The sequence below is a fragment of the Streptomyces sp. NPDC030798 genome (assembly GCF_055572275.1).
On sequence record NZ_JBVIDR010000002.1, the window covers coordinates 491,610 to 505,272 of the forward strand.

Sequence of the window (13,663 nt, forward strand, 5' to 3'; positions counted from 1 at the left end):
CGTCAGTCCACTCCTCTGATCCGGCCCACCAGCACCGCTCCCGCCAGCCCGATCACGGCGGCCACCAGGTACAGCACCCGGTAGCCGCCGAGGTGGGTGACGACCGGCGCGGCGAGGGCGGGGGCGGCGACCTGGGGCAGCGCGTTGGCCACGTTGATCACGCCGAGGTCCTTGCCCCGGTCGAGCGCCGTCGGCAGGACGTCGGTCATCAGCGCGAAGTCGACCGAGGTGAACACGCCGAAGCCGACCCCGAGGACCGCCGCCGCCACGATCGCCCCCGGCCAGGTCTGCCAGGCGGCCAGCCCCGCCGTCGCCACCGCCATCAGCACCCCCGACCAGACGACGAACGGCTTGCGCCGGCCCACCCGGTCCGACCAGACCCCGCCCACCACCACGGTCGCCATCAGCGTCAGGCCGTTGACGGCGGTCAGGATCAGCACCCCCCGGTCGGGTTCGGAGTAGTGGAGCCGGTCCCGGAGGTAGTAGAGGAGGTACAGCAGCACGAGCGCGTTGCTGAGGTTGATCAGGAACCGGGTCAGCCAGGCCCAGCCGAGGTCCGGGTGGCGGCGCGGGCTCAGCCAGAAGCCGGCGAGGAAGCTCCGCCACGACCACGCCGGACGGTCCTCGGCAGACAGCCGCAGATCGGGGTGGCGGAGTACGTACGGCAGGACGCCGACCACGGTGAACACCGCGCACGCCGCATACCCGGCGACGACCCCGCCGGCCAGGGTGGCGAGCCCGGTGCCCCCGACCACGCCGAGGATCTGCGCGGCGCCCAGCCAGCCGCCCACCGCTCCGCGTTGGCCTCTGGGCACCCGGTCCGGCACGGCGGCCGTGACCGCGGCGAAGGCCGCGTTCAGGGTGAGCTGGACCAGGCACCAGCCCGCCGTCATCGACCACACCCCGCCCGCGCCCGCGAGCAGCAGCAGACAGAGCGCGCCGCCCGCCGTCCCGGCCACGATCCACGGCGTACGGCGGCCCCGGCGGGCGGTCGTACGGTCGGAGAGGGCGCCGAAGAGCGGGTTGGCGAGCAGGGACACCACCGCGCCCGCGCCTGTCACCCAGGCCAGCATCGTCTCCTTCGACATTCCGGAGCCGGGCGCGAAGTCCTTCGCCTGCGAGGCGAGCAGGATCTGCAGCGGGCCGAACCAGCCCACCCAGATCGCCCCGTTGGCCAGGGACAGGGCGGCCGTCCAGCCCCGCCCGACCGGTTCGACGGGCTCGGCGAGCGCGGCCGGGGTGCTGCGGGCCGTGGTCATCTCTGCGCCCGCAGCACGTCCCGGAACCAGTGGTAGGACGCCTTCGGGGTGCGCTGGAGCGTTTCGAAGTCGACGTGGACGAGACCGAAGCGGCGCGCGTAGCCCTCGGCCCACTCGAAGTTGTCCATCAAGGACCACACGAAGTAGCCGCGCACGTCCACGCCGGCGTCCATGGCCGTGTGCAGGGCCCGTATGTGGGCGTCCAGGAAGGCGATCCGGTCCTGGTCGTCGAGGCCCTCGTACGAGCAGCCGTTCTCGGTGATGACGACGGGCGGGAGCCGGTCGCCGTAGCGGTCGCGAAAGGTGGTGAGCAGCTCGGTCAGGCCCTCGGGTACGACCGGCCAGCCGAAGTCGGTCACCGGGCGGCCCTCGATCTCCCGCACCGAGAAGGGCAGTTCGGCGGGCAGCGTGAGTCCGCCGTACTCGGTGCCGACGCCTCCCGGGGCGCCGACCCGGGTCGGCGCGTAGTAGTTGATGCCGTACCAGTCGACCGGCTCGGCGATGACCTCGAGGTCGGCCTCCACGTCCCCCGGCATCAGGGCGCCGAGGCCGTCGGGGTATGCGCCGAGGAGGACCGGCTCGGCGAACAGCCGGTTGAGCAGCACGTCGTAGAAGCCGGCCGCCTCCAGGTCGGCGGGCTCCTGGGAGGCGGGCCAGGTGGGGCCGTGCGAGTTGGCGATGCCGATGCCGCCCGCCCCGGCGGCGCGCAGGGCCCGTACCGCCAGACCGTGGGCGAGGAGCTGGTGGTGGGCGGCCGGGAGCGCGTCGAACAGGAGCTGTCTGCCGGGGGCGTGCGCGCCGAGGGCGTGGCCCAGCAAAGTGTGTTCGGCGGGCTCGTTGAGGGTGATCCACTGGGCGACGCGGTCGCCGAGCCGATCGGCGACCACGCTCACGTGGTCGGCGAACCGGGCGGCCGTGTCCCGCTCCAGCCAGTCCAGCGAGGCGGGCAGGTCCCAGTGGAAGAGGGTGGGCACGGGCCGTATCCCCGCCGCGCACAGCTCGTCCACCAGCCGGTCGTAGAAGTCCAGTCCGCCGGGGGAGTTGACCCGGGGCCAGGAGAGGGAGAACCGGTACGCGTCCACGCCGAGACCGGCGAGCAGGGCCACGTCCTCCCGGTACCGGTGGTAGTGGTCGCAGGCCACCGCCGCCGTCGAGCCGTCCTTCACCCGCCCCGGCTCGGCCGTGAACACGTCCCACACGGACGCCTCGCGCTCCTCGACCGCCCCCTCGATCTGATGGGCCGAGGTGGACACCCCCCACAGGAAGCCGGCCGGGAAACGGGGGATCGGGTTGCCTGCATCAGTCGCCATGGCCGGGATCATCCTTACCCGCGGTAACAGAAGTCAACGCCCATGTGAAAGGCGACTGGTTACCACCGGTAGGGCTTCACGAGTCCTCCACAACTCATCACGCCTTGATCGCAACTTGTTAATGATCTCCCCATGTCGACGATGATCGATGGTGATCAAATCGGACCTATTCCCCGACGATTGCGCGCATATACCGGGTAAATCGCTCAAGTTGCCACGTGTCTGACGTTTGATCGAATGGCGGCACCGCAAGTAGTTTCCAGGTCAACGTTTCTCCACGGCGTCTCCACATGGACCGGGTCAGGCCAGCGCCCGCCGCCGTGGACACGGGGCTCCCCTCTGCCGGGCGGGCTGCGCGACCCGCAGCGCTGGTGCAGCACGGCCCGCCGCCGCATGCCCGACAGCCATGCCGAAGCGGCCCGGTGGGGGGCGGCTGCCCATCTGCCCTGATCTTGACCACGGAGAGTCATGGAACTTCTCTCGCCCGCACGGCCGGCTTCCGCCTCCAGTGCCCCTTCTCCCGACGAGCACGCCGCCGCGCCGGTGGCCGTCGTGGGCCTGGGCTACGTCGGCCTGCCCACCGCCCTCGCCCTGCTCGCCGCGGGCAACGAGGTGGTCGGCATCGACGTCAGCGAGGCCCGGCTGGCCGCCATCCGCACCGGCGACGTCGATCTGCTGCCGAGCGACCACGACCGGCTCACCGCCCACCAGCGGGACCCGCGCTTCACGCTGACCTGCGACCCCTCGGCCGTCCAGCGGGCGAGCACCGTCGTCATCTGCGTACCCACGCCGGTCGACCGCCACCTGGTGCCCGACCTGGGCGCGCTCTCCGCCGCCTGCGCCGCCGTGGTCGCGCACGCCGTGCCCGGCCAGCTCATCATGCTGACCTCCACCACCTACGTCGGCACCACCCGCGAACTGCTCGTGGAGCCGCTGACCGCGCGCGGCCTGCGCGTCGGCACCGACGTGTACGTGGCCTTCTCGCCCGAGCGCATCGACCCGGGCAACGCCCACCACGCCCAGGACGCAACCCCCCGGGTGGCCGGCGGCACCAACGAACTGACCAACCGGCTGGCCGAGGCCGTCCTGCAGCGCACGGCGCCGGCCGTGCACCTGCTGCCCTCCGCCGAGCAGGCCGAGATGACCAAGCTGTGGGAGAACACCTTCCGCGCCGTCAACATCGCGCTGGCCAACGAGTTCGCCGAGGACTGCCGGGTGCTGGGCCTGGAGCCGCTGTCCATCATCGAGGCGGCCGCCACCAAGCCGTACGGCTTCATGCCGTTCTACCCCGGCCCGGGCGTCGGCGGGCACTGCATCCCGTGCGACCCGCACTACCTGCTCTGGCAGCTGCGCGCCCGCCGGGTCTCCTCGCCCCTCATCGACGCCGCCATGACGGCCATCGCGGGCCGCCCGCGCCGGGTCGTGCAGCGCGTGCGGGACCTCCTCGCCGAGCACGGCACCTCCGTCTCCGGCGCCCGCGTCCTCGTCGTCGGCGTCGCCTACAAGCCGGGCGTGGCCGACCTGCGGGAGTCCCCGGCGCTGGAGATCATGGAGGAACTCGCGGCCGACGGCGCGAAGACGGAGTTCCACGACCCGCTGGTGACCTCGCTGCGCCTCGGCGCCGCCGTGCACACCAGCGTGACCGACCCGGCCGCCGGGGACTGGGACCTCGTCCTCGTGCACACCGTGCACCCCGGGGTGGACCTCGGCTGGCTCGCCGCGCAGCGGCTGGTGCTGGACGCCACCTACCGGCTCGACTCCGTGCCCAGCAAGGCGGTCGTGTGAGCAACGGACCGCACCTGCCGCCGGGCGACGGGCGGTGGTACGAGGACACCCCGCCCGTCCGGCCCGGCCGCACCGACCCGCCGGCCGAGCACCCGGGGTACGCCGACCGGTGGGGCACCGGGGACGCCCTGGCGTACGTCGACGAGGCGTTCGGCAACCGGCCCGGCGGTCCCGCAGCCCCCGCCCAGCCCGCCCAGAACCCGTCGTACCCGCCGGCTCCGTCGTACGGGACGTCGTACGACACGGCGTTCGACACGGCGTTCGCCACGGCCTCGGTCGGCGTGCAGCCGTACGACCCGGGCGTGCCCGCCGGCGGCACGGCCCACGACGCCGCGTACGGCGGGTTCGGCACCTCCACCGCGCCGGCCGGCGCGGTGACCGCGCCCGCCCGGCCCTCGGCGCAGCCCGTGCCGCTGCCCCCGCTGCGCTCGGCCCGCCGGCACAAGCCCGGGCTCCTGCGCCGCTGGCTGGACCGGCAGGACCCGGCCATCCGGCACGCCGCCCGGCGCGTGCTGACCCTGCTCGGCCTGCTGCCCCTGCTGCTGATCCTGGCCCGGGAGGCACCCCGGCTGGCGCAGAGCCCCCTGGTGCTCGGCTACGGCTTCACCGTGCTGGTCGGCACCATCGCCATGCTCTACATCGCCTACAGCCGCTACGACGACCCCTCCGAGCGCCGGCTCAGGCGCCGTCCCCGCGCCAAGGACCTGGCCGCCTTCCCCGCGCTGCCCACGGTGCCCCGCGTGTCCTTCCTGCTCGCCGTCAAGGACGAGGAGGACTGCATCGAGGACTGCGTGCGCTCCATGGCCGGCAGCGACTATCCGGACCTGCAGGTCATCGTGGTCGACGACCTCTCCGAGGACGGCACCCGGGACGTACTGCGCCGGCTGGAGGCCGAACTCGGCATCACCGTCATCTACCTGGAGAAGAACCTCGGCAAGAAGCACGCCCTGGTCCGGGCCTGCGAGATCGCCGACGGCGACGTCATCGCCTTCACCGACTCCGACTGCATCCTCGCCCCCGACGCGCTGGCCCGCTGCATACGCGCCCTGGTCACGCACCCGGAGCTGGGCGCCGTCAGCGGTCACGCCCGGGCGCTGAACGCGGCCGACACCTTCTTCACCAAGGCCCAGGACGTCTGGTACGAGGGCCAGTTCCGGGTGGCGAAGGCCGCCGAGTCCACGTTCGGATCGGTCACCTGCGTCTCCGGTCCGCTGGCCGTCTTCCGCCGCGACGCCATCTACAACTACCTGCCCGCCTGGGCCGGCGACCGCTTCCTCGGCGCGCCGTTCCGCTTCGCCACCGACCGTCAGCTCACCGGCTACGTCCTCGGCCAGCGGTGGCGCGGCAAGGCCCTCAAGCGGCGCTACGCCGACTCCCCGTTCGTCACCGCGCAGGACTATCCGGAGCGCGCCTGGCGGATCGGGTACGTGCAGTCCGCGAAGGTGTGGACGAACGTGCCGGCCCGGTTCAAGCCGTTCATGAAGCAGCAGATCCGCTGGAAGAAGAGCTTCATCCGGAACCTGTTCTTCACCGGCTCCTTCATGTGGCGCCGCGGCCTCGGCCCCGCCGCCCTGTACTACGGGCACGCCCTGTGGGTGGTCGCCGCGCCGGTGATGGCCTTCCGGCACCTGCTGTGGGCGCCGCTGCACGGCGCCGCGTTCCTCACGCTGCTGTACCTGTGCGGAGTGGTCCTCAAGGGCTGTGTCTGGGGCCTCGCCTTCAAGATCGACAACCCGGACGACGGCCGCTGGCGCTACCGCCCGCTGATGAGCCTGCTCTCGGCGCTCGTCCTGGCCTGGCTGCTGCCGTACTCCTTCGCCACCATCCGGCGCGGGGTGTGGGCGCGGGGGGCCAACTGATGAAGAGGCCGCCCTTCGTGCTGCGGCTGCTGGCCGCCCTGCTCACCGTCGCCGTGGTCTGCGGCATCTACTTGATCGTGCTCACGAGAGGAAGCGTTCTGCCGTGACTCACCCGGAGTCCTTCGCGGCGCAGGCCACCACGCGCCGCAGGCAACGCCGTGGGCCGGGGCACTACGCCGCCCGGGCCGGCCTGGTGCTCCTCGCCCTGGCCGTGCTCGCCCTGCCGTTCTACGCCGCGACCGAGTACTACCTGTACCAGAAGTACGTCAGCACCCAGGTGGACACCGCCGCGGTCGACCTGACCGCCGCCGACACCGGCGCCTGGGCCGCACGGATCAAGACCCTGCCCGCCACCTCGGCTCCGGTCGTCCTCGCCTACCACGACATCAGCTACAACAAGAGCGACTACGCCGTCACGCCCAAGGCCTTCGAGGCCCAGATGGCGGCCCTGGAGCAGGCCGGGTACCGCAGTCTGACCACGGACGAGTTCGTCGACTACCTCAAGGGCGGCCCGGCGCCGCCGCGTTCGGTGTACATCACCTTCGACGACGGCCCCAACGGCCTGTGGGTGTACGGCGACCGGATCCTCGCCCGGCACCACATGCACGGCACCGTCTTCCTCATCACCGGGCGGGTCGACCAGCGGCCGTACTACCTGTCCTGGAAGGAGATCCAGCGCATGGCCGACTCCGGCCGCTGGGACTTCCAGGACCACACCCACGCCCTGCACCAGCGAGGCCCCGTGGACGCCATCGGGCACACCGCCTCCATGCTGGCCAACCGGCTGTGGCTGAAGGCCGAGAACCGGCTGGAGACGCCGGCGGAGTACGAGAGCCGGGTCACCGCCGACATCAAGCGCTCCTTCGCGGACTTCGCCGACCACGGACTGCCCAAGCCGCAGGTCTTCGCCTTCCCCTTCTCGGAGGCGACCGAGAAGGTCAACCTGCCCACGCCCGGTCCCAGTCTGCAGGGCCTGATGGACCGTTACTTCGCGGCGACGATGACCAACGTGTCGTCCCGGCCGCTGACGGCCAGCCGGCGAGCGGCCGCGGCCCGGGACGTGCAGCGACTGGAGGTGGTCAACACCACCAGGCTCGACCGCCTGATGTCCGACATCACCCGCTGGACCCAGGTGGCCCCGTCCGACCCGGCGCCGCTGTCCCACCCGGCGCTGTGGGAGAGCAACGACGGCACCGGGCAGGCCGACATCGGCGCCCTCACCGGGAAGGGCACCACGGGCTCCGGGTCCGGGCGCTACGTCGCGGCCGACTACCGGCAGATGAGCAGCGTCGACTGGACCGGCTACCAGGTGGACGCCACGATCGGCCACCTCGGCGACGGCACCAACCAGGGCGGCATCCAGGTCCGGCACGGCAGTCTGGAACCGGTGGACGTCAGCGTGAGCCAGGGCAGCCTGCTGCTCTCCGTCAAGGGCAGGCACGCCGGCGAGGCGAAGCTGACCCCGGGCGTCTCCCACCGCGTCCGCGTCACCGTCAAGGGCGCGACCACCACCGTGCAGGTCGACGGCACGGTCACCCTGCACCACACCTCCCGTCTGCCCGCGGCCGACATCACCGGCGGCATCGGCATCCGGGTGGGCATCAACCGGGCCGGCGCCGCCTGGGCGCGGTTCACGGCCCTGTCCGTCAAGCAGCTCACCGGCACCTTCGCCGACTCCGGCGGCGCCCAGCAGGACGTCTCCGGGGCCAAGCCGATGGACCCGGCGGCGGAGTGGCTCAGCGCCCCCGGCGTCCGGGCGCCCTTCCACATCTCCCGCACCGCCGTCGAGCCCACCGGCCGCACCCTGTCCGCCTACGGTGCCTACCAGCCGGAGCGGACGCAGGGCTGGACCGGCTACACCGTCACCGGCACCGTGCAGCGGCTGTCCGGGCCCGGGGTGAGCGGGGCGATCTGGGTCCGGGTGGGCAGCGCGCTCGCCATCAGCGTGCGGGTGGGCCGCGATCAGCTGAACGTCTACTCCGGTGACGCGGACAACCAGCAACTGGTCGGCACCCGCACCCTCACCGCGGCCGACAGCCACCGGGTGTCCGTGACGGTGACCGACGGCTCGACGGTCGTCGCCGTGGACGGCGCCACCCGCATGACGCTCATGGCCAGGTCGGAGACCGGAGGCGTGGCCTACTCCGCCTACCGGGACATGACCCGGCACTCCTGGCCCACCGTCACCGGCCTCGCGGTGACGCCCCGGGTGAGCTCGTGACCGACGTTCCGGACACGGGGCGCCCCGGGGTGTCCCGGCGCGCCCTGCTGGGCGGCGCCCTCGCCGCCGGTGCCGTGGCCGCAGCGGCCGGGTCGCTCCTCGTGGTGTACGGCTCCGGGCGGCACGGGACGGCGCCCTTCGCGCCGGTGCTGACCGGAGCGGGACTGGTGACGAACGAGTACGCCTTCCGCCACCCGCACGCCGCCGGCGCCCGCCGCTCCGAGGACTGGGTGGTCACCAGCGGGTCCCTGTTCGCCGTGCACGGCGACGGCTGGACCGGAGTGCCGGACACCGGCTTCACCGGCCCGGACTCCGCCCGGACCACCGACTCCGCCGTCTTCCGGCTGGTCAGCCGGCGCCGGGACTTCGGCGCGGTGTCGGTCACCACCCGGGTCCGCCTGAGCCCGCCCGTCACCACCCCCCGTACCCCGGCCCAGGACTGGGACGGGGGCCACCTCTGGCTGCGCTACCACAGCCCCCAGGAGCTGTACGCGCTCAGCTTCCGGCGGCGGGACGGCTCGGTGGTGATCAAGCGGAAGGTCCCGGCCCGGGACGCCGCGGCCGTCGACGGCGGCGACTACGCGACCCTGGCCGAGGCCCGCCACGCCTTCCCCTACGGCGGCTGGCACCAGGTCACCGCGTCGGCCGTCAACCAGCTCGGCGGTGTGCGGCTGGAGCTGGCGGTCGACGGCCGCACGGTGCTGGACACCGTCGACCGCACCCCCGGCTCCCTCGTGCTGCCGGGGGGCGTCGGCATCCGCGCGGACAACTCCGAACTGCTCTTCCGGGACTTCCGCGCCACCTCGGCCGGCTCCTGAGGCCCCTCGTAAGCCCCTCCTAGGCCCCCTCCTTCAGCACCCGTGAGATCAACTCCCGCTGCTCCTCGGTCAGTCGGGGATCCGCCGCGTACACCGTGCGGCCGTCCACGGTGATCTCGTACCGAAAGCCGTCCGGGACGCCGGCGGGCGGTGCGCCCCGGCCGGACGCGAGGGCGCGCTCGGCCAGGGCCTGCCACTCCAGGGCGTCGGGCCGGCCCGAGGTGTCCACCTCGGCCCGCCGCTCGATGCCCGCGAACCCGCCCGTGCGCCTCACCTGAATCCGCATGGGCTCAGTGTCGCAGCACGACGGCGTCGTCCTACAGCGTCCGCACCCCGACCTGCTCCCAGCCCTTCTGCACGGCCTGCAGCTCGTCCCCGGCGCCGTAGCGCTCCCGGGCCGCCTTGACGGTGAGGGTGGCGAAGTCGGCGAACAGGGCGTCCTGCTTCAGCTCGCCACCGGTGAGCACGTCGTACCAGATCTGGCCGGCCTTCTCCCAGGAGTGGCCGCCGATGGCCGTCGCGACGAGGTAGAACGCGTGGTTCGGGATGCCGGAGTTGATGTGCACGCCGCCGTTGTCGCGGCCGGTGCGCACGTAGTGCTCCATGGTCGCCGGCTGCGGGTCCTTGCCGAGGACGTCGTCGTCGTACGCCGTGCCCGGCGCCTTCATCGAGCGCAGGGCCACCCCCGTGACGCGCGGCGCGAGCAGCCCCGCGCCGATCAGCCAGTCGGCCTCGGCGGCGGTCTGGCCGAGCGTGTACTGCTTGATCAGCGAGCCGAAGACATCGGAGAGCGACTCGTTCAGGGCGCCCGACTGGCCGAAGTAGTCGAGGTTCGCCGTGTGCTGGGTGACGCCGTGGGTCAGCTCGTGGCCGATGACGTCGACCGGGATCGTGAAGTCGAGGAAGATCTCGTTGTCGCCGTCGCCGAACACCATCTGCTCGCCGTTCCAGAAGGCGTTGTCGTAGTTCTCGCCGAAGTGCACGGTGGCGTCCAGCGGGAGCCCGTCGCCGTCGATGGAGTGCCGGCCGTACGCCTTCAGGTACAGCTCGAAGGTGGCGCCGAGGCCCGCGTAGGCGCGGTTGACGCTGGCGTCGGAGCCGGGCCCGGAGCCCTCCTCGCGGACCTTGCGGCCGGGCAGGTCCTGGGTGTGCCCGGCGTCGTAGATCGTGCGGTGCGGCTGGTCGGCGGCGGCGCCGGCGGGCGCCGCGACGGAGGGCGCGCCGATCACCGTGGTCAGGCGCCGCTTGGTGCGCTGGTAGGCGTCGTGCTCCAGGGACCGGCGGGCCGGTCCGGAGAGCGCGGAGTCCTCGTGCTGCGCCAGTTTGTCCAAGATGTGCGGCGGCACGATCGTGCAGAAGACGGGCTCGAAGCCCCCGTTGGTGGTCATGTCCGCACCATCGCACTGAGTGATGCCGGTGTCACTACTCGCAACCATGATTGGTGAAATACACGGACATTCGTCGTCGCGCTGCGTCACGGAGTGGTATGGCGCACTTTTTGTCCGATTCGCCCCGGCGGTCCCGCATACTGGAACAGGCCCGCGCATCCGGCGCCGCTCGGCTAGGCTGCGGAGCATCATGCGTTTCGGGCTGCTTCTTCTTAGCTGCCGCGGCGAGGGCCTGTAGTCAAGGCCGACTCCCTCCCCGCGGAGCTTTGGCGTTGCGTCGTCGGCCGTCCACTCGGACATCCGGACACCTGAGGAGCCCTCGCATCATGGCGAACCGCCAGCAGCCCAGCCCCATGCCGATCCACAAGTACGGCCGCTACGAGCAGGTCGACATCCCGGACCGCACCTGGCCCGAGAAGCGCATCACCGCCGCTCCCCGCTGGCTCTCCACCGACCTGCGCGACGGCAACCAGGCCCTGATCGACCCGATGTCGCCCGAGCGCAAGCGCCGGATGTTCGACCAGCTGGTCAAGATGGGCTACAAGGAGATCGAGGTCGGCTTCCCCGCCTCCGGCCAGACCGACTTCGACTTCGTACGCTCCATCATCGAGGAAGAGGGCGCGATCCCCGAGGACGTGACCATCTCGGTGCTGACCCAGGCCCGTGAGGACCTGATCGAGCGGACCGTGGAGTCCCTGAAGGGCGCCCGCCGGGCCACCGTCCACCTGTACAACGCCACCGCCCCCGTGTTCCGCCGGGTCGTCTTCCGCGGCTCCAAGGACGACATCAAGCAGATCGCCGTCGACGGCACCCGCCTGGTGATGGAGTACGCCGAGAAACTGCTGGGCCCCGAGACCGAGTTCGGCTACCAGTACTCGCCGGAGATCTTCACCGACACCGAGCTGGACTTCGCGCTGGAGGTCTGCGAGGCGGTCATGGACGTCTACCAGCCCGGCCCGGGGCGCGAGATCATCCTCAACCTGCCCGCCACGGTGGAGCGTTCGACCCCCTCCACGCACGCGGACCGCTTCGAGTGGATGCACCGCAACCTGACCCGCCGCGAGTACGTCTGCCTGTCCGTCCACCCGCACAACGACCGCGGTACGGCCGTGGCGGCGGCCGAGCTGGCCCTGATGGCCGGCGCCGACCGCGTCGAGGGCTGCCTGTTCGGCCAGGGCGAGCGCACCGGCAACGTCGACCTGGTCACCCTGGGCATGAACCTGTTCTCGCAGGGCGTCGACCCGCAGATCGACTTCTCCGACATCGACGAGATCCGTCGTACGTGGGAGTACTGCAACCAGATGGAGGTCCACCCGCGCCACCCGTACGTGGGCGACCTGGTCTACACGTCCTTCTCCGGCTCCCACCAGGACGCCATCAAGAAGGGCTTCGACGCCATGGAGGCCGACGCGAAGGCCAAGGGCGTCACCGTCGACGACATCGAGTGGGCGGTGCCGTACCTGCCCATCGACCCCAAGGACGTCGGCCGCTCCTACGAGGCCGTCATCCGCGTCAACTCGCAGTCCGGCAAGGGCGGTATCTCCTACGTCCTGAAGAACGACCACAAGCTGGACCTGCCGCGCCGGATGCAGATCGAGTTCTCCAGGCTGATCCAGGCCAAGACGGACGCCGAGGGCGGCGAGATCACCCCGAAGGAGATCTGGGCGGTCTTCCAGGACGAGTACCTGCCGAACCCGGACAACCCCTGGGGCCGCATCCAGGTGCGGACCGGCCAGTCCACCACGGACACCGACGGCGTGGACACCCTGACCGTCGAGGCGACCGTCGACGGCGTGGACACCGTCCTGACCGGTTCCGGCAACGGTCCGATCTCGGCCTTCTTCGACGCCCTGCAGTCCATCGGCATCGACGTACGCCTGCTGGACTACCAGGAGCACACGATGAGCGAGGGCGCCTCCGCGCAGGCCGCCTCCTACATCGAATGCGCGATCGACGACAAGGTTCTGTGGGGCATCGGCATCGACGCGAACACGACGCGTGCGTCGCTGAAGGCGGTCGTCTCGGCCGTCAACCGCGCGACCCGCTGACCCCCTCCGACCGGCACTTTCCGGGGCTCCGACCGCTGTCCACGGCGGCCGGGGCCCCGTCGGTTCTCGGCCACCGAGCCGGTCAGGTCACAGAAAGGTCTCTTACGGGGTACTGACTCAGCCTCCGGGATGTGGCTAACATCACGCCAGCGCGGCGATGTTGCCGCGCTGGTTACGGAGGTGCGACGTGCTGCCAGTACGGGGACGAGACGACCGTGCCACCAGGGCTGTGCGCATCCTGGGCACCCGCACCGCCTGGACACCCGTCGGAGACGGCGAGTTCTTCTGCCCCGGCTGCGGAGGCGACCGCAACTACCAGCGGCTGACCGGGCGCCGCCGCTTCACCCTCCTCGGCGTGCCCGTGCTGCCGCGCGGGGCGACCGGACCCGTCGTGGAGTGCGCCGCCTGCCGCCACCACTACGGCACCGACGTCCTGGACCACCCCACCACCCGCCGCTTCTCCGCGATGCTCCGCGACGCCGTGCACACCGTCGCCCTCGCCGTCCTCGCCGCCGGCGGCACCTGCTCCCGCACGGCCCTGGAGACGGCCGCCGGCGCCGTCCGCGCCGCCGGGTTCGACGAGTGCACCGAGGACCAGCTCGCCGCCCTGGTCGAGGGAGTCGCCGCCGACACCGGCCGGGTCCTCGGCGGGCCCTGCGGCGCCGGCCTGACGATAGAGCTGCACGAGGCGCTCGACCCGCTCGCCCCGCACCTCGCCCCGGCCGGCCGCGAGTCCCTCCTCCTGCAGGCCGCCCGCATCGCCCTGGCCGACGGCCCCTACACCCCGGCCGAACGGGACGCCCTCACCACCATCGGCGCGGCCCTCACCATCTGCGCCGACGACGTGAGCCGGCTGCTGGCGGCCGCGCGCACCCCGTCCTGACGGCCCGCCCCGTACTCCCCGGGGAGTAACGCGGCCGCCCGGCCGCCCCCGGCAGTACCGCCGAACTCGCCCCCACGTCCGACGAACTCGGC

General features: G+C 72.1%; 10 protein-coding genes. 6 read left to right on the top strand and 4 right to left on the bottom strand.

Features of this window, described 5'->3' with window-relative positions:
- Positions 1–2: 2 nt before the first annotated feature.
- The gene (locus ACZ404_RS06710; RefSeq protein WP_468436578.1) at positions 3–1,259 is read right to left on the bottom strand and encodes an MFS transporter; all 1,257 of its coding nucleotides are present in this window, start codon (positions 1,257–1,259) and stop codon (positions 3–5) included.
- Complete coding sequence (locus tag ACZ404_RS06715) at positions 1,256–2,569, bottom strand: GH1 family beta-glucosidase (RefSeq protein WP_468436580.1); 1,314 nt, start codon at positions 2,567–2,569, stop codon at positions 1,256–1,258. The genes ACZ404_RS06710 and ACZ404_RS06715 overlap by 4 nt, the downstream gene beginning before the upstream one ends.
- Before the next feature lie 468 nt (positions 2,570–3,037).
- Here ACZ404_RS06715 and ACZ404_RS06720 point away from each other — a divergent pair, with 468 nt between their 5' ends.
- The 4 genes from ACZ404_RS06720 (at position 3,038) to ACZ404_RS06735 (ending at position 9,252) form a co-directional block, all read left to right on the top strand.
- Positions 3,038–4,354: a nucleotide sugar dehydrogenase gene (locus tag ACZ404_RS06720; RefSeq protein WP_468436582.1), complete on the top strand. Its 1,317-nt coding sequence runs from the start codon at positions 3,038–3,040 to the stop codon at positions 4,352–4,354.
- Positions 4,355–4,767: 413 nt separating this feature from the next.
- The gene (locus ACZ404_RS06725; RefSeq protein WP_468437176.1) at positions 4,768–6,213 is read left to right on the top strand and encodes a glycosyltransferase family 2 protein; all 1,446 of its coding nucleotides are present in this window, start codon (positions 4,768–4,770) and stop codon (positions 6,211–6,213) included.
- 103 nt (positions 6,214–6,316) lie between these two features.
- Positions 6,317–8,434, top strand: coding sequence for a polysaccharide deacetylase family protein (locus ACZ404_RS06730; RefSeq protein WP_468436584.1), 2,118 nt, complete (start codon positions 6,317–6,319; stop codon positions 8,432–8,434).
- Positions 8,431–9,252, top strand: coding sequence for a hypothetical protein (locus ACZ404_RS06735; protein ID WP_468436586.1), 822 nt, complete (start codon positions 8,431–8,433; stop codon positions 9,250–9,252). The genes ACZ404_RS06730 and ACZ404_RS06735 overlap by 4 nt, the downstream gene beginning before the upstream one ends.
- Before the next feature lie 19 nt (positions 9,253–9,271).
- Here ACZ404_RS06735 and ACZ404_RS06740 read toward each other — a convergent pair whose 3' ends face one another.
- Complete coding sequence (locus tag ACZ404_RS06740; protein ID WP_468436588.1) at positions 9,272–9,538, bottom strand: protealysin inhibitor emfourin; 267 nt, start codon at positions 9,536–9,538, stop codon at positions 9,272–9,274.
- Between the two features lie 31 nt (positions 9,539–9,569).
- On the bottom strand, positions 9,570–10,640 hold the full coding sequence (locus ACZ404_RS06745) for a M4 family metallopeptidase (protein WP_468436590.1): 1,071 nt from the start codon (positions 10,638–10,640) through the stop codon (positions 9,570–9,572).
- 326 nt (positions 10,641–10,966) lie between these two features.
- Here ACZ404_RS06745 and leuA point away from each other — a divergent pair, with 326 nt between their 5' ends.
- Together leuA and ACZ404_RS06755 are read left to right on the top strand one after the other, a co-directional pair.
- The gene (gene leuA / locus ACZ404_RS06750; RefSeq protein WP_468436592.1) at positions 10,967–12,688 is read left to right on the top strand and encodes a 2-isopropylmalate synthase; all 1,722 of its coding nucleotides are present in this window, start codon (positions 10,967–10,969) and stop codon (positions 12,686–12,688) included.
- A gap of 187 nt (positions 12,689–12,875) precedes the next feature.
- Entirely contained in the window at positions 12,876–13,571 is a 696-nt protein-coding gene (locus tag ACZ404_RS06755; RefSeq protein ID WP_468436594.1) for a TerB family tellurite resistance protein, read from the top strand.
- Positions 13,572–13,663: the final 92 nt, after the last annotated feature.